The 16,765-nt window shown below is 63.4% G+C and carries 12 protein-coding genes and 1 riboswitch; of the genes, 5 read left to right on the top strand and 7 right to left on the bottom strand.

The annotated features are described in order from the left end of the window. Positions 1–100 precede the first annotated feature (100 nt). The 7 genes from LDN75_RS23205 to speB all read right to left on the bottom strand — a co-directional run bounded on the left by LDN75_RS23205 (position 101) and on the right by speB (position 8,782). Positions 101–1,450: an MFS transporter gene (locus LDN75_RS23205; protein ID WP_223935019.1), complete on the bottom strand. Its 1,350-nt coding sequence runs from the start codon at positions 1,448–1,450 to the stop codon at positions 101–103. Positions 1,451–1,809: 359 nt separating this feature from the next. Then, positions 1,810–2,703, bottom strand: a complete 894-nt coding sequence (locus LDN75_RS23200; RefSeq protein ID WP_223935018.1) for an amino acid-binding protein — start codon at positions 2,701–2,703, stop codon at positions 1,810–1,812. A 138-nt stretch (positions 2,704–2,841) separates the two neighbouring features. Next, entirely contained in the window at positions 2,842–3,294 is a 453-nt protein-coding gene (gene mscL / locus LDN75_RS23195; protein WP_223935017.1) for a large conductance mechanosensitive channel protein MscL, read from the bottom strand. Between the two features lie 197 nt (positions 3,295–3,491). Beyond that, on the bottom strand, positions 3,492–4,817 hold the full coding sequence (locus LDN75_RS23190) for a D-arabinono-1,4-lactone oxidase (protein WP_223935016.1): 1,326 nt from the start codon (positions 4,815–4,817) through the stop codon (positions 3,492–3,494). After that, positions 4,814–6,247, bottom strand: a complete 1,434-nt coding sequence (locus LDN75_RS23185; protein ID WP_346347180.1) for an aminobutyraldehyde dehydrogenase — start codon at positions 6,245–6,247, stop codon at positions 4,814–4,816. The genes LDN75_RS23190 and LDN75_RS23185 overlap by 4 nt, the downstream gene beginning before the upstream one ends. A gap of 112 nt (positions 6,248–6,359) precedes the next feature. Next, the gene (locus LDN75_RS23180; protein WP_223935014.1) at positions 6,360–7,787 is read right to left on the bottom strand and encodes a cytosine permease; all 1,428 of its coding nucleotides are present in this window, start codon (positions 7,785–7,787) and stop codon (positions 6,360–6,362) included. Continuing rightward, complete coding sequence (speB, locus tag LDN75_RS23175) at positions 7,784–8,782, bottom strand: agmatinase (RefSeq protein ID WP_223935013.1); 999 nt, start codon at positions 8,780–8,782, stop codon at positions 7,784–7,786. Before speB ends, LDN75_RS23180 begins: the two co-directional genes overlap by 4 nt. 177 nt (positions 8,783–8,959) lie before the next feature. Between speB and LDN75_RS23170 the strand changes: the two genes are divergently transcribed. The 5 genes from LDN75_RS23170 (at position 8,960) to glyA (ending at position 16,611) form a co-directional block, all read left to right on the top strand. Then, positions 8,960–10,453, top strand: coding sequence for a PucR family transcriptional regulator (locus LDN75_RS23170; RefSeq protein ID WP_223935012.1), 1,494 nt, complete (start codon positions 8,960–8,962; stop codon positions 10,451–10,453). Between the two features lie 74 nt (positions 10,454–10,527). Next, positions 10,528–10,626: riboswitch (glycine riboswitch) on the top strand. 148 nt (positions 10,627–10,774) lie between these two features. Then, on the top strand, positions 10,775–13,621 hold the full coding sequence (gcvP, locus tag LDN75_RS23165) for an aminomethyl-transferring glycine dehydrogenase (RefSeq protein ID WP_223935011.1): 2,847 nt from the start codon (positions 10,775–10,777) through the stop codon (positions 13,619–13,621). 11 nt (positions 13,622–13,632) lie between these two features. Then, positions 13,633–14,754: a glycine cleavage system aminomethyltransferase GcvT gene (gcvT, locus tag LDN75_RS23160; protein ID WP_223935010.1), complete on the top strand. Its 1,122-nt coding sequence runs from the start codon at positions 13,633–13,635 to the stop codon at positions 14,752–14,754. Between the two features lie 157 nt (positions 14,755–14,911). Then, complete coding sequence (gcvH, locus tag LDN75_RS23155) at positions 14,912–15,295, top strand: glycine cleavage system protein GcvH (RefSeq protein ID WP_223935009.1); 384 nt, start codon at positions 14,912–14,914, stop codon at positions 15,293–15,295. Next, positions 15,292–16,611 carry a serine hydroxymethyltransferase gene (gene glyA / locus LDN75_RS23150; RefSeq protein ID WP_275959796.1) on the top strand — a complete coding sequence of 440 codons (1,320 nt, stop codon included), beginning with the start codon at positions 15,292–15,294 and terminating at the stop codon, positions 16,609–16,611. The genes gcvH and glyA overlap by 4 nt, the downstream gene beginning before the upstream one ends. Positions 16,612–16,765 lie beyond the last annotated feature (154 nt).

Here is a 16,765-nt window from a genome sequence, read left to right as displayed (position 1 = left end):
CAGCTCCATTTCTTGATGTGTGAGGCAGTGCGCCCGGCGACCAGGCGGGCTTCCGGCCGTCCGGCGGTTCAGGACCGTCCGGCCGGCCCGGTCAGGCGAGTTAGACCGGGAGTCGCTTGTTGTAATCCAAGGCCAGGACAGAGATGCCCATGATGACCGCGGATCCAACAAAGTAAAGCAGCGCCCAGGTGTAGGAGCCCGTGGCCCCGACAATCAGGCCTACCACAATCGGGGTGACGAATCCGGCAATGTTGCCGCTGAAGTTCATGGCGCCACCGAGCACACCGGCATTGGTTCGGCCGCCCAAGATAGACGGGATGGACCAGAACAGGCCAACCCAGCGCAGGAAGAACAGGACTACCGAGAGAAGAACGACGGCGGTGATCGGGTCAGCGACCACGGTGACGCCTACGAGGCCGCCCACCACTACGACGCTGGAGAAGCCCAGCAGGGTACGCATGACCCGGTTCGCCGAGGCGCCGGATGCCCGCCACTTGTCCGCGATGATCCCGCCGAGAATTTCGCCGACGAACCCGGCGCCGAAGATCACGAAAGTGGACCAGCCGATGGTCTTCAAATCGAAGCCCTTGGCTTGTGCCAGGTAAAGCGGGCCCCAGGTGAGAAGGCCGTAGAACACGCCATTGAAACCAAGCCAGCCAAAGCACATGGCCCAGAAGGAACGGAACTTGAGGTAGGGGAGCAGGGCGCGCTTGCCCTGGGCGCCTTCCTTGGCGGCCTCGGCGTCATCTTCGGCGTGTGAAGCCTCGATGTAGTCGGCTTCGGCGTCGTTGACGCCCTTGTGCTGGCGGGGATTGTCCCGGATGTACCACCAGACGGCCAAGCCCATGAGGACGGTGGCGGCGCCGGCGATGATGAAGGACATCCGCCAGCTGCCGGTGGAGGCAATCAGCCAGGTGATGAGGATACCGCCCAGGCCGGCACCCAAGGGAGCTCCGGCGTCGAGGATAGTGGCGCCGCGGCCACGTTCCTTCTTGTGCATCCAGATGGCGTTGAGCTTGCCACCGGCAGGCATGACGCCGGCCTCTGTAACACCGATGCCAAGGCGGGCGATGAACATGCTGAGGAATCCACCTGCGAAACCTGAGGCGGCAGTAGCGGCACCCCAACCAATGCAGGAAGCGGTAACGACTTTGCGTGGGCCAAACTTGTCGATCAGCAAACCAACCGGGATTTGCATGAGGGCATAGGTCCAGAAGAACGCCGACAACAGAAGCCCCACAAGCTCGGGCGGGAGGTTGAATTCTTTCTGGATGATGGGGAGGGCTACGGAGATTGAACCGCGATCGATGTAATTGACGGCGACCAGGACCAGGAGCAGGATGAAGAGCTTCCAGCGGACGTTCGTGCGTCGCTGCACACCGTCCTTGCCGGTTTTGGGCTCGTTATCTTGGTTTTCCTGGGTTGCCAGTTGGGTGTTTTGGGGAGACACAGCTTCTCCTTCAGAGGAGTCAACAGGGGTGGAATGTCTTCGGGGGGATGAGCCGGGCGTGATATCGCTGCAGCCGGACCCGTGCCGGCGGCAACTGTTGCGGTCCCTGCCCTTTTGGTGGCGGGGGCCGCAGCCGGTAGCGGGTCTGTTTGGGATCCCGTTTTGGGATCCCAAAATCTAAGTTAGATGTGACGGGCGGCACTGTCAAGAGTTTTGGTATACCCAATCTAAAAACGGAATGTGACCGTGTGGATGCGTGGGTGCGCACTTCCTCGCATTTACGCGTTGTTCTGGCGGGATAAGCCAGGCATTCTCTAGGCACACGCCGCGTTCGGGCGCTCGAGGGGAGGCTGCGGCGGTTAGGTTTGGTATGCCGAGTTTGGGGTTTGGCTAGGACTGTATGCCAGAATCTCGGCCAGCTCAGCCAACCTGTGTGCACGAGCGGACTCGGCTGGGGTAAACGGCTCGCCCGGACGGGAGAAAATCAAGGGGCCCTGCCACGCCGTCGGAATCTTGAGGATCTCAGCTGAAGGTCCGACGCCGGCACTCGTCTCCGGTGCCAGGTTCTCCGGATCGTTGGGGACTACTTTGGCTGAAAGCAGCTCGGCGACCGCGTGCGGAAGCTCCTGGGGGTTCCCGGCAATGCGGGTGGCAAGGCTCAACGCCTTGGTTTGGCCATCAGCCATGGCAAGCGCGGTGGTAGGCCAAACATGGGACTCACGCCCGCCGCCGTCGTCGAATGCTTTCAGCAGCTCATGCTCGGTGACCTCGCCCGGGGCGGAGAGGACGAACTCATCCATCACTACTTGTGCTGCGCCTTCCCGCCCCGGGCCGTCCATCGGGTGAACGTGGATACTGAGGATATTCGTCTGCAGCTTGGCCAAGGACTGGGTGACCTTTTGCAGCGAACCGGGCTGGTCCCGCAGCATGACCCGAGCACGCCACAAGGCCGGAGCAGCGTGCAGCTTGCGTCGCTGACGGAGGGCAGGGGCGTGCAACCATCGCCGGAGGACCTTCGCGGCCGACGGTTCGGCCACCCAGATAACCAGGACTGTGGCAGTCACGGTCAGCAGGAGGACCTTGGCCACGTAGGGGAGATGGGTTTCCACAACTGCGGCATGAACCAGCAGTTCAATGGGAAGCATCACCGCGATGTTGGCCAGGGTGAGCCGGGCCTTGGGCGGTTCGGGCAACTGGCCGCAGACATCGCAGCGGAGGTCCGCGGTGATGGGAGTGCTCGCTTTGGGCTTCATGGTTTCATGCTGCCCCGCGCCTGTTTCGAATCGGTTGCCTGCGCGTCACGTTCTGAGTACATGCGAAAGCCCGGCGTTCTCGGATGGGGAATGCCGGGCTCAGCTGTGTAACCGGGAAAAGCGCCTCGGTAATTTGTCCTAGCGGACGGAATCCGAATCGAGGTCAGAATCCCGCTCGATACCGCGCTGGGCGGCAGCTTCCTTAAGAAGGTCGCGGATTTCTGCCAGGAGGGCGGTGTCAGCCGGCAGCGGCTCTTCCTCGGGTTCCTCGGTGGAGAGGCGGTCCTTGACCAGGGAATTGATCTTGTTCATGGGCGCCACGAAGATGAAGTACACAACACCGGCAGTGATCACGAACGTCACAAGGGCCGTTAGCACGGCGCCGAAGTTGATGAACGTGGCGGGATTGTCCTGCCAGATCCGGAAGCCCAGGCCGTCGGCGTTCACTCCACCTGCAGCAGCGATGACCGGATTGATGATGTTCGTGGTGAAGGCCGCGACGAGTGCCGTGAAAGCACTGCCGATGACGACGGCAATAGCCAGTTCGATCACGTTGCCGCGAAGTATGAAGTCCTTGAAACCCTTAAGCATGGAAATGTCCTCCGGTTGGGTGTGGGTGTCTGGCTCAAGCAGAGATCAAACTACCACTCCGAGGTTTCAAGAGGGTGTCAAAGGATGTGAGCGAGGGATGCCGACAGGGGGTGTGGATGTGAGAGAGCATCGGTGGGAGGGGGGTGGGATGTGAGAGAGCATCGGGTTTCGCGGATGCTCACTCACATCCTCCCCGATCAGGCCAGGAGGGCCCGGGTGTGGTCGTTGAGGAACATGCCTCTGGGATCGAACTCGCGGCGGACCTGGATGAAGGTGTCAAGCTCCGGATATAGACGTTCCAGCCGGCTCCGGGTCATGAAGTGGATCTTCCCCCAATGCGCACGCGGCTCAAATTCCTGCAGCACGGCATCGGCATCCCGGAAGAACTGCCAGTAGTCGGTTCCGGGTTTGGTGGTCAGGGTGATGACGGTGCTGTCGCGGCCTTGGAACTGGGACATGTAGGCGTCGTCGGCCTTCACCCAGCGGACCTCTACCGGGTACTTCTGGTCCGGGTGCCGGCTACGGATGAGGTCCTGGATTGCCTCGACGGCGGCCAGGCCATCTTCGCTGCGAACGAAGTACTCAAGCTCGTGGAACTGCGTGGTGAAGCCGCCAGGGTAGATCCGGTACGAGCGGTCCAGCCGGGCACCTTCGACGTCCGAGATGTAGCTTTCGTCCGGGATCTGCGCCACGTTGTACCGCTTGGTGTAGCTGCGGCCACCCATGGCGTGCTCAGGAGATCCGGGCAAATCCAGGAGTTCGCACGAGTCATCCTCGGGGCACCACAGGAATGAGTAGTGCCTGTTGCTGTCGATGTCGGCCTGCCAGGTGGACGTGGTTTCCGCCCACGTGGGATAGGTGATCTGCTCCTGCAGGTAGTAGCTGTCCTCCACTGCCAGTTCCACTTCCAGGAAGATCCCGAGAGTGCCCAAAGCGACCTGGGCGGCGCGGAGTTCGCGGAGCTGGCCCTCTCCGATTTCCACGATCTCGCCGTAGCCATTGATCAGCTTCACCCAGCGAAGGTTGGAGGAGAAGCTGCCCAGGTTCTTGCCCGAGCCGTGCGTGCTGGTGGCGAGGGCGCCGGCGATCTGCTGCTTGTCGATGTCCCCCTGGTTCCCCAAAGCCAACCCTTGCTCCCACAAGGCATCGCCGAAAGCATTGATGGTGGTTCCCGCCAACGCCCTGGCCCGGCGCCCAACGGTGTCCGTGCCGGTGATCGCCGTGAGGCCGGACATATCCATCAGCACGCCGCCGGTCTGAACCAGAGGAGAGGACGAATGCCCTGAACCGACCGCCCGCACTGGCAACCCTTCGCGGATGGCGAAACGGACGGCGTCGAGCGCTTCCTGTTCGTTCCTGGGCCGAACCGTAAAGGCGGGCGTCGCGCTCTGGTTTCCGCCCCAGTTGGTCCAGGTGACGTCCGTTCCGAACGGGGCGGAAGGAGTGGCTGCCCCTGGCAAAGAGGCAGGCCGGGAAACATTGGTGGTCATCGTGAAAGCTCCGTTGCTTGTCTGGATGCTCATGCGCCGTGGTTGATCATCACGTGCTTGGTGCGGGAGTAATCGTCCAACGCGTAGAGCGAGAGGTCGCGGCCGTAGCCGGATCCCTTGAACCCGCCCCACGGTACCTCGCAGGCCAGGACAAGGTGCGCATTGACCCAGACGGTGCCGAAGTCGAGTTGCTTGGGAATTCGGAGAGACAGACTGGAGTCCTTGGTCCACACCGACGCGGACAACCCGTAGGGGCTCTCGTTGGCACGCGTCACGGCCTCTTCAGTGGAAGAGAAAGTCTCCACGGTGACCACTGGGCCGAAGATTTCGTGGGTGGCAATGTGGGCTCCGGCTGGAACGTTGGAGATGACTGTTGGTTCGATGAAGTAGCCGGGACCCTCCAGCGCCGAACCGCCAATGGCCACATGAAGTCCGGCGTCGCGGGCTTCGGCCAGGGATTCCTTGACGCGTTCAAAGTGTGGCCGGGAAATCATGGGGCCGATTTCCACGTCCTCGCCTGCTTCCGGAGCGCCGACTATCAGGGTGCCCACCTCACGCACCAAGTGCTGCGTGAATTCCTCGGCCACGGACTCGTGCACCAGCACGCGGCAGGCAGCGCCGCAGTCCTGGCCGGCATTCCAGAATCCTGCGTTGCGGACTCCAGCAGCGGCAGCACGGAGGTCGGCGTCAGGGAAGACAACAACAGGTGCCTTGCCGCCGAGTTCCAGGTGGACGCGCTTAACAGTCCTGGCGGCCGTTTCAGCCACGGCCTGCCCGCTGACCACGCTGCCGGTCAACGCCACGAGTGCGATGTCCGGGTGCTCCGAGAGCCGTTGTCCCACCGTTCGGCCTTGGCCGGTAACCACGTTGAGAATCCCATCCGGGATCCGTCCGGCGAGCAGTTCTGCCAACTTCAAGGTGGACAGTGGTGTTTGCTCGGACGGCTTGAGGACGATGCTGTTGCCAGCGGCAAGGATGGGCGCGATCTTCCAGGCGGCCATGAGCAGCGGGTAGTTCCACGGCGTGATGACACCCACCACGCCCACGGGTTCCCGGAGGATCACGGAGGTGTGGTCCGTGGCGTAGTCACCGCCGGCCATCGACGTCAGCGTGCGGGAGGCCCCGGCCATGAAGCGGAACGTATCGATGGTGCTGGTGACGTCGTCCTCGGCCACCGCCTGCGGTTTGCCGGTATTGGCGGACTCGATGAGCTCGAACGCCTGCCGGTTCTCTTCAATGATGTTGGCGATCAGGTTCAGGACATCCGCGCGCTCCTTGGGGGTGGTGGCACCCCAGGATTTTTGCGCGACGACGGCGGCCTGTACAGCGGCGTCGACATCATCCGCCGTGCCCGCCTGCACTGAGGCGATGACCTGCTCGGTGGTGGGGTCCACGACGTCGATCAGCTCACCGGTGGAACCCTGGACGAACGATCCGTTGATGAAGTGCCTGGCGGGAGGCAGAGGCAGCTGCAGGCTGCCAGCGTGGTCAGAGGTGGCGCGTCGAACGGTGAATTGGACGGTTTCCAGGTGGGACATGTCTGTGAGGGTCATGACGATTCGCTTTCAGATGAGGTCAGTTTGCGAGTGCAGGGGCTGGAAAGGGGGCGGCGTCCGTCTTTTTCCGGAACACGCGGGCCGCGAAGTAGTAGAGGGGAGCAACCACCACCAGGCCCACGATCCAGGAGATGTCGACGCCGCCCAACGCGGCGGCCAGCGGGCCTGTGTAGATTGCCGTTGCCGAGAAAGGAACCTGGATCAGGGCGCCTGCCACGTAGGAGCCGATGGCGACCCAATTGAACCGCCCGTACACGCCGCCGTCGCGCTTGAAGAAGTCTTCAACCCGGTAGTCGCCGTGCCGAAGAAGGTAGTAGTCCACCAGGTTGATGGCCGTCCAGGGAACCAGGACGTACATCAGGAAGGAGAGGAAGTTGGTGTAGAAGAGGATGAAGTTGTCGCGGGCGAACAAAGCGATGGAGACTGCGACGACGAACAGGATGACCGCCGCGATGCTGCGGGTCTTGGCGCGGGGCAACCAGGAGGGCCTGAACGTTTGGCCGATGGTCAAGGTGCACAGGACGCCGCAGTAGAGGTTCATGGCGTTCGATGCCGCGACACCCAGGCAGAAGATGCCCACGATGATCAGGGTCCACGGCTGCAGTAACGCACCCAGGCTGCCCACGATTTCGACGTTCTCGGCGCTCATGGTCATGGCAAGCGTACCCACCAAGGCGCCCAGGATCATGGGGAACAACGTTCCCAGGACGCAGCCGGAGTAGGAGGCCCAGAACGCCGGTGCTGAGCCCGTGCCCTGCGGCATGTAGCGGGAGTAATCGGAAACGTAGGGTGCGTAGGCAAGTTGCCACAGGGCGGAGACGGAGATGGTTCCCATGAAGCCAACCCAGTTGAAGTTGCCCTGCTCAAGGAAGCTGCCGGGCAGGCCGTGGACCATCAGGATCCAGCCAAAGGCCAGCAACAACGCAAGCCCCGCCGCAACGCTGAGGATGCGGGCATAGGCGTGAATGAGCCGGTAGCCGAAGATCGTGGCTATAACGCTGACCACGCCGATGATGATGATGCCGCCATCTACACTGATGCCGGGGCTGACGGCGGCCATCGCTTCTCCGCCAAAGACGAGGTTTGCGGCGAAGAAGCCGACGTACATGATGACAACGATCACCACGATCAACAGGGCGCCGAAGGAGCCGAACTGGCCGCGTGTCTGGATCATCTGGGCCACACCCAGTTGCGGGCCTTGGGCCGAGTGCAGCGCCATGAAGATGCCGCCCACCAGGTTGCCGATGATGATGCCCACAAGCGCCGGCACGAAACCGAGTCCGAACACCGTTGTGGCGAGTCCGCCGGTCACGATGGTCATGATCATGATGTTGGAGCCGAACCAGATGGTGAAGAGGTCCCTGGCCTTGCCGTGTCGCTCGTTCAACGGGATCGGCTGGATGGTTTTGTCCTCGAGGCGGGGGACCTCAGTCGAGGGCGCGTTCATGATGCGCTCCGGGAAGCCGAAGCCAATTCGCGGTCAGCGGTGGCCTTGCTGCGGTTCACCATCAAGCCAAGAAGGTCGAAAACAAGGGTGGCGGCAGCGACTGTTGTGATGTCCGCATGGTCGTAGGCCGGAGCGACTTCCACGACGTCGGCACCCACAATGTTGATGCCGTTCAGTCCGCGGAGCAGGGCTAGGAGTTCGCGGGAATGGAGCCCGCCCATCTCCGGCGTGCCGGTTCCGGGTGCGAAGGCCGGGTCCAGGACGTCGATGTCGATGGAAACGTAGACAGGGGTGTCGCCGAGCCTGTCCTTCACCTGCTGGATTGCAGCCGGGACACCGATGACGTCCAGGTCCGAGCAGCGGATGATCTGGAACCCGAACTCGTGGTCCCGCAGGAAGTCGTTGCGGTCATATACAGGGCCGCGGATGCCGACGTGCATTGACTTGTCCTCCACAAGGAGGCCTTCCTCGAACGCCCGGCGGAAGATGGTTCCGTGCGTGATCGGCTGGTCGAAGTAGGTGTCCCACGTATCCAAGTGGGCATCGAAGTGCAGCAAAGCCACGGGACCGTGGACCTTGTTCAGGGCCCTGAGCATCGGCAGGGCGATAGTGTGGTCGCCGCCGATCGAGATAAGCCGCTTATCCTCGCTGATCAGGGGGAGTGCCTGCTCTTCGATTTCACGGACAGCGCGGGTGATGTCGTACGGTGTGCAGGCGATGTCGCCTGCGTCCACTACCTGGACCTCGTCGACCGGCTCGACGTCGAGCTCCGGGTGGTAGCCCGGGCGCAGGAGACGCGAGGCCTCGCGGACCGCGGCAGGGCCGAAACGTGCGCCAGGCCGGAAGGAAGTTCCGCCGTCGAACGGAACGCCTACGATCGCGATGTCGTAGTCCGGGACGCGGTCAATTTGGGGGAGACGGGCGAAGGTGCCGAGGCCTGCATACCGGGGGACTTTGGTTGCGTCGACAGGGCCGATGGGCTTATGGATTGTCATTCCGGATCCTTGGGTTGAGGGGTTGCTCGCCGTTGAGCTGGAAGTGCGTACTTCAATTCTTGGTGACGCCGGTCACTGCGAATAGCGGTACATTGACTACAAATGGCCGAGCCACTTAGACATATGTCTAAACGCCCCGAAAAGCCGCCATCCTAGAGGAACAGGGGAGCCCAACCCATGGCAATTACCGTCGCCGAACTTGTGGCTGAACCGCAGCTGGGCCTGACGCTCCTGGCGGGGGCGGCAGGCCGCGATAACCGGATCATCTGGGCCCACACCTCAGACCTGCCGCGGCTCTGGGAATGGGTGACGGGCGGTGAGCTGATGATGACCAACGGGCTCTCCATTCCCGCGGACGCGGCAGGCCAGGTGGCGCTCGCCGAGGCGCTGATGGACTCCGGTGCCAGCGCCCTGGCCATCGGCGAGAAGATGCATGCACCGGAGCTGTTGCCGGAGTTCCTGGAAGCCTGCGACCGCCTGCCGTTGCCTCTCATCAACATCCCATACCCCTTGCCGTTCATCGCCATCGCCCGCTCGGTTGCCGAGGCATCACTGTTGGAGGAATCGCGTCGCCTGCGCCAAACCGCGCGGGTCTACGACCTTCTCCGGACGGCTGGGGCGTCCGAGGACCATTGGCAGAGCCTGGTCCAGCGGTTGGCCACCGAACTCGATTCGGAGCTCTTCGTGGTGGACCGGCGCTGCCTCCATCCCTGGCATCCTGAGGGCCGGCCGCTTCCGGTGTTCCTGGCAGACGAATGGGCGCCGCTGTCCGGACAGGTGTCCCTTGCTGGAAAGAACTTCCAGTGGCACAGGGTTCGGGGCAGGCATGTGCTGACCATGGACATTCCGACCCACGCCAACGCGCTCTTGGTGGTGTTGCCCAACAGCGAACCGCACCCGGACGCCGTCGTGCTTCTCCACGCCGCAACCGTGCTGGGACTGCAGCTTTCGCGCATCGTCCTGTCCCTTGAAGGGCGGCATCGGCTTGCGGGCGAGTTCCTGTTGCAGGCGATCGATGGCCGTTTGGGGACAGCGGAAATGGAAAGCAGGCTGGCGGCTTTCGATGTCCCAACACAGGATTTCCTGGTGGCCTCGGTTTCAGCGGACGACGGCGACCGGCTGGCGGGCGTCCACATCGAACTTTGGCGTCACGGAGTTTCGGCCGCCTCTCTGAGGCGCAACAACAGGCTTCACGTCGTGGTCCCCGCGGATGTGCCGGAGAATGTCCTGGTGCATTGTGCCGGTCCCGGCGCCGCGATCGGGGTCAGTGCTCCGGCCGCGGTTGCGGGTATTCAACGGGCCCTGCAGGAGTCCCTCTGGGCGCTCGGTTCCGCCCGGGCGAACAAGCTTGGCCTGTCCCGCTACGCTCAGGGACCTTCGTGGCTCGGACTGACGGGTTTCGAGGAAGGAACGGCGCTGGTCCGGCGCCTTCTCGGCCCGATTTTTGACTACGAGCAGAGCCAGGAAGGCGATCTCATCGTCACGCTGAGGACCTATTTGGACACGCAAAGGTCCTGGCAGAAGACAGCTGCGGCGCTCTTCGCGCACCGGCAGACCATCATCTACCGCATGCGGAAAATCGGTGAATTGACGGGGCTGGACATGGGCGAAACGTCCACGGTGGCGCAGCTCTGGTTCGCCCTGCAGATCCACGAGGCCATGAAAAAGTAGAGGCCGTGGTTGCGCGTTTCACGGGGAACCAGCTATGGTGTGAACCGTGTCACCCACGGGTGACGCAATGCTTTTGATCTGTGGCGGGAGAGTCCTGCCGGTACATCCAGTCAGGCGCCGTAGGAGCAAATCCTCCCCAGGAATCTCTCAGGCCCACGTACCGCCACGGCGAGGCAACTCTGGAAAGCAGTCCGGGTAACCGGGCTCACCGACGGTGCAAGCAGGCAACCATTCCTGCGGAATCTCTCAGGTCCAATACAGAGCGGGGAGGAACCCACATCATCGTGGCGCTCACTGGGCGCCTGAATCATGGAGTTCCTCTTGACTGTTCAATCAACCCCCACCGCCTTCGCGGACCGGCACATCGGCGCACGTCGCCAAGCCCACGTTGACACCATGCTCAAGGCCATCGGCTACGACTCGGTCGACGGCCTGGTAGACGTTGCTGTCCCCGATTCCATTCGCCAGGACACGGCGCTCAAGCTGCAGGATGCCCTCACCGAGGTGCAGGTCCTGGCCGAGCTTCGCAAGCTCGCGTCCAAGAACAAGACGGCCGTTCAGATGATCGGCCAGGGCTACTACGACACCGTGACGCCGCCGGTCATCCGCCGCAACATCCTCGAAGCCCCGGCCTGGTACACGGCCTACACGCCCTATCAGCCGGAAATTTCCCAGGGCCGCCTTGAAGCGCTCCTGAACTTCCAGACCATGGTGCAGGACCTCACGGGGCTTCCCGTGGCCAACGCTTCGCTGCTGGATGAAGCAACCGCTGTGGCCGAGGCGGTGCTGCTCATGCGTCGCGCCAACAAGTCCAAGACCGCCAAGGACGGCAAGACGGTCCTGGACGCCGACCTCCTCCCGCAGACCATCGCGATCGTGAAAGGCCGCGCCGAAGCGCTCGGCTTCGAGGTTGAGGTCGCTGACCTTTCTCTCGGACTGCCCGACGGCGACATCAACGGCGTCGTCCTGCAGCAACCCGGCGTTTCCGGCCGCGTCTTCGACCACTCCTCTGTGATCGCCGAGGCCAAGGAACGCGGTGCCCTGGTCACTGTGGCAGCAGACCTGCTGGCGCTCACCCTCATCACGCCCCCAGGCGAACAGGGTGCCGATATCGCCGTCGGAACTGCGCAGCGCTTTGGCGTTCCGCTGTTCTTCGGCGGCCCCCACGCAGCCTACATGGCCGTCCGCGAAGGCATGGAGCGCACGCTTCCGGGCCGCATCGTGGGAGTCTCCAAGGACAACGCCGGCGTACCCGCGTACCGCCTCGCCCTGCAGACTCGTGAGCAGCACATCCGCCGCGAGAAGGCCACGTCCAACATCTGCACGGCCCAGGCACTGCTCGCGATCGTGGCTTCGATGTACGCGGTTTACCACGGTCCGGAAGGCCTGAAGGCGATTGCTGAAACCGTCCACGGCCACGCCCGTGTTTTGGCTGCGACCCTGCAGAAGGCCGGCCGCGAACTCGTATCCGCATCCTTCTTCGACACCCTTACCGTTCGCGTCCCCGGCAAGGCAGACAAGGTCATCGCCGCCGCCGAAGCCCGCGGCATCAACCTGCGGCTCATCGACGCTGACACCGTGGGCGTCTCGGTTGATGAAACCACGACGCCGGAGGTCCTCTCCGCGGTGGCTGTTGCCTTTGGCGCCGGTCCGGTAGGGGACGCTTCCGGGTTCGAACTGCCCTCAGATGTGGTCCGAACCAGCGATTTCCTGCAGCACCCGGTGTTCAACACGCACCGTTCCGAAACGCAGCTGTTGCGCTACATCCGCAAGCTGTCCGACCGGGACCTCGCACTGGATCGCACCATGATCCCGCTGGGTTCGTGCACCATGAAGCTGAACGCCACGGCCGAGATGGAAGCCATTTCCTGGCCCGAGTTCGCCTCCATCCACCCGTTCGCTCCGGACTCCCAGACCGCGGGTTGGCGCGAACTGATTGAGGGTTTGGAAGCTGACCTCACCGAGATCACCGGCTACGACCAAGTTTCCATCCAGCCGAACGCCGGTTCCCAGGGCGAGCTCGCGGGCCTGCTCGCGATCCGCGGCTACCACCTGTCCCGTGGCGATGAGCAGCGCACTGTCTGCCTGATCCCGGCCTCGGCCCACGGCACCAACGCGGCCTCGGCTGTGCTGGCCGGAATGAAGGTTGTTGTGGTGGCAACGGCTGCCGACGGCACCATCGACCACGCGGACCTGACCGCCAAAATCGAAGCCAACAAGGACGTCCTGTCCTGCATCATGATCACCTACCCGTCAACCCACGGTGTCTACGACGCTGACGTGCGCGAGGTCTGCGACGCGATCCACGCAGCCGGCGGCCAGGTGTACGTGGACGGTGCCAACCTCAACGCGCTGGTTGGTTTGGCCCAGCCGGGCAAGTTCGGCGGCGACGTGTCCCACCTGAACCTGCACAAGACCTTCTGCATCCCGCACGGCGGCGGAGGACCCGGCGTTGGTCCGGTTGCTGCCAAGGCACACCTGGCGCCGTTCATGCCGGGGGATGCGAACAATGTTTCGTCCGAAGGAGGCGTGGCCATCTCGGCCTCGCGCTACGGTTCCGCTGGGGTACTGCCGATTTCCTGGGCGTACGTGAAGCTGATGGGTGGCCAGGGGCTGACGGAAGCCACCAAGTCTGCGCTGCTTGCCGCAAACTACGTTGCCTCCCGCTTGGATGAGCACTTCCCGGTTCTCTACACGGGTGAAGGTGGACTCGTTGCTCACGAGTGCATCCTGGACCTGCGCGAACTGACTGCCCGCACAGGCGTCACCGCTGAAGACGTGGCCAAGCGGCTGATCGACTTCGGTTTCCACGCTCCCACCCTGGCGTTCCCCGTTGCTGGCACTTTGATGGTGGAGCCCACGGAGTCCGAAGACCTGGCTGAGATCGACCGCTTCATCGAGGCCATGATCACCATCCGTGCCGAAATCGAGCAGGTCGCCGCCGGCGATTTCACTGTTGAGAACTCGCCGCTGCGCAACGCGCCTCACACGGCTGCCGCCGTCGTAAATTCCGACTGGGACCGCGACTACACACGTGAGCAGGCAGCGTTCCCGGTCCAAAGCCTGAAGCAGGACAAGTACTTCCCGCCGGTGGGTCGCATCGACGGCGCTGCGGGCGACCGGAACCTGGTTTGCTCCTGCCCGCCCCTCGAAGCGTTCGAAAACTAAAGGACCCCGACATGACTGAGAACTACACCGCTCTTTATGAGCAGCACAAAAAGGCCGGCGCGTCCTTCACGGATTTCGGCGGCTGGCAGATGCCCCTTAAATACGAGTCCGAACTCGCGGAGCACCACGCAGTCCGCAACGCAGCCGGCCTGTTCGATCTCTCCCACATGGGTGAAGTTTGGGTCAGCGGCCCGGACGCGGCCGCCTTCCTGGATTTCGCGCTCGTGGGCAAGTTGTCCGCGATCGCAGTGGGCAAGGCCAAGTACTCGCTGATCTGCAACGCCGACGGCGGCATCATCGACGACCTCATTTCTTACCGTCGCGCTGAAGACAAGTACCTCGTGGTCCCGAACGCGGGCAACGCCAAGGTAGTTGCGGCGGCTCTGCTGGAGCGGGCCGCGGGCTTCGACGTCGTCGTCCAGGACGCCTCTGCCGAGACTTCGCTTATCGCCGTACAGGGTCCGAACGCGGAGGCCATTCTGCTGACTTTGGTTCCCGCCGAGCAGCATGCCCTCGTGACCGAACTGAAGTACTACGCCGCTGTTGAGGTTGAGATTAACGGGCAGGACTTGTTGCTGGCCCGCACTGGTTACACCGGCGAAGACGGCTTCGAGATCTACATTCCGAACGTTGACGCAGCTGGCCTGTGGGAAGCCCTCCTCGAAGTCGGCGAAGGCCACGGCCTCATCCCCGCAGGGCTCGCAGCACGTGACTCCCTGCGCCTCGAAGCGGGTATGCCGCTCTACGGCAACGAACTGTCCCGCTACGTCAACGCCTACGCGGCCGGACTGGGACCGGTGGTCTCTCTGGCCAAGGAAAGCGACTTCATTGGCAAGGAAGCCCTGACTGCTATCAAGGCCGCGGGCGTCGGTTCCACCATCGGACAGAAGCTCGTCGGCCTCAAGGGAACCGGGCGACGTGCGGCCCGCGCCCACTACTCGGTCCTCAAGGACGGCTCACTCATCGGCGAAGTCACCTCCGGCCAGCCAAGCCCGACCCTCGGTTACCCGGTGGCGTTGGCGTATGTCGACGTCGAGCATTCAGAACCCGGCACGATCGTGGACGTCGACCTCCGCGGAAAAGCTGAGCCGTTCGAAGTGGTCGCGCTGCCGTTCTATAAGCGCGTCAAGTAGGTTAGCCGGGGTTTTCGTGCCCGACATCCTCCGCGTGCTCGGTCGCGAATACGCCCGCTGGGCGGACGTGACGCTCACTTAGACGCACGCTTCCGGATGTCGGGCACGAAGAACAGTACCGGGCATGAAGAGATCAAATACGACGATAGGAATTGGAATGAGCAAAGTAGTTGCCGAGCTGAAGTACTCGGCTGAGCACGAATGGGTTGCTTCGGATGGGTCCGGGCCTGTGGGGATTGGGATCTCTGCGGTGGCTGCGGATGCCTTGGGCGACATTGTCTACGTTGACCTTCCGGAGGTGGGCTCCACTGTGACCGCGGGTGAGACGTGTGGCGAAGTTGAGTCCACGAAGTCCGTGTCCGATCTGTACTCGCCTGTGACGGGTGAGGTGACCGAGATCAACGACGCCGTTGTCAGCGATCCCGCCCTCATCAACAACGATCCCTATGGTGCCGGCTGGCTGTTCAAGGTGGCCGCCACTGAAGAAGGGCCACTCATGTCTGCTGAGGAATACGCTGCAACGAACGGAGGAGAACTGTGAACCCGGCAGCCGTGACCGAATTCGAGCAGGTTATGTCGGCGTCGTTGGACGCCCAGCTGTCCGAGCTGGATCCTGAGATTGCCGCAAAGATCGACGACGAACTGGGTCGCCAGCGCGACGGCCTGGAAATGATCGCCTCAGAGAACCACACAGCGGTTGCTGTCATGCAGGCCCAGGGCTCCGTACTGACCAACAAGTACGCCGAGGGCTACCCGGGCAAGCGCTATTACGGTGGCTGCGAGCACGTGGACGTGATCGAGCAGCTCGCAATCGACCGGATCAAGTCCCTCTTCGGTGCCGAGTTCGCGAACGTCCAGCCGCACTCCGGTGCGCAGGCGAACGCGTCAGTGATGCACGCGCTGATCAAGCCGGGCGACACCATCATGGGCCTGAACCTGGCCCACGGCGGCCACCTGACGCACGGCATGCGGATCAACTTCTCCGGCAAGCTCTACAACGTGATCCCCTACGGCGTCCGCGAGGACACCCACACGGTGGACATGGCCGAGGTGGAGCGCCTGGCCCAGGAGCACAAACCGGCTCTTATCGTTGCCGGCTGGTCCGCTTACGCGCGGCAGCTGGATTTCGCTGAGTTCCGCCGGATTGCCGACTCCGTCGGTGCCTACCTCATGGTGGATATGGCACACTTCGCGGGCCTGGTTGCTGCGGGGCTGCACCCGTCGCCGGTGCCGCACGCCCACGTCACCACATCCACCACGCACAAGACCCTCGCCGGTCCGCGTGGCGGCATCATCCTCACCAACGACGCCGACATCGCCAAGAAGATCAACTCGGCTGTGTTCCCAGGCCAGCAAGGTGGGCCGCTGGAGCACGTCATCGCCGGGAAGGCCGTCGCCTTCAAGATCGCCGCTTCCGAAGAGTTCCGCGAGCGTCAGGAACGTGTTCTTGCCGGCGCCCGGATTCTTGCCGAACGCTTGGTCCAGCCCGACGTTGCAGCCAAGGGCATCTCCGTTGTGTCCGGCGGCACCGACGTGCACTTGGTGCTCGTCGACCTGCGCAACTGCGAACTCGACGGCCAGCAGGCCGAGGACCGCCTCGCCGCGATCGACATCACCGTCAACCGCAACGCCGTCCCGTTCGACCCGCGCCCGCCAATGGTCACCTCTGGCCTGCGGATCGGCACCCCGGCCCTCGCTACGCGGGGCTTCGGGGAAGCTGCCTTCCGCGAGGTTGCGGATATCATCGCCGAGGCGTTGACGGCCGACGCCGGTACGGACCTTTCGGGGTTGCGGCACCGCGTTGAGGCACTTGCCGCCGCGCACCCGCTCTACCCGGGTGTTGCGAACCTCGCCTGAGAACCCGTTGGGGCCGACATCCTCCGCGGGCTCGGTCGCTTGAGCGCCCGCTGAGCGGACGCGAAGCTCCCTTGGACGCCCGCTTCCGGATGCCGGCCCCAAAAGGGCAGCAGGGGGTTGGCGTTCCGGGGTCCGGGCTTGCGGTTCGTTTGTT

This window comes from Arthrobacter sp. StoSoilB5, assembly GCF_019977235.1.
Classification (GTDB): Bacteria; Actinomycetota; Actinomycetes; order Actinomycetales; family Micrococcaceae; genus Arthrobacter.
Note: the sequence above shows the minus strand (reverse complement) of the source record. Positions and strands in the feature narration are given on the sequence as shown.

Excerpts from the sequence above, each read along its gene's own strand:
- mscL (WP_223935017.1), bottom strand. The coding sequence starts at position 3,294 with ATGCTTAAGGGTTTCAAGGACTTCATACTTCGCGGCAACGTGATCGAA.
- LDN75_RS23170 (WP_223935012.1), top strand. The coding sequence starts at position 8,960 with ATGGCAATTACCGTCGCCGAACTTGTGGCTGAACCGCAGCTGGGCCTG.
- gcvT (WP_223935010.1), top strand. The coding sequence starts at position 13,633 with ATGACTGAGAACTACACCGCTCTTTATGAGCAGCACAAAAAGGCCGGC.
- LDN75_RS23200 (WP_223935018.1), bottom strand. The coding sequence starts at position 2,703 with ATGAAGCCCAAAGCGAGCACTCCCATCACCGCGGACCTCCGCTGCGAT.
- gcvH (WP_223935009.1), top strand. The coding sequence starts at position 14,912 with ATGAGCAAAGTAGTTGCCGAGCTGAAGTACTCGGCTGAGCACGAATGG.
- LDN75_RS23190 (WP_223935016.1), bottom strand. The coding sequence starts at position 4,817 with ATGAGCATCCAGACAAGCAACGGAGCTTTCACGATGACCACCAATGTT.
- speB (WP_223935013.1), bottom strand. The coding sequence starts at position 8,782 with ATGACAATCCATAAGCCCATCGGCCCTGTCGACGCAACCAAAGTCCCC.
- LDN75_RS23180 (WP_223935014.1), bottom strand. The coding sequence starts at position 7,787 with ATGAACGCGCCCTCGACTGAGGTCCCCCGCCTCGAGGACAAAACCATC.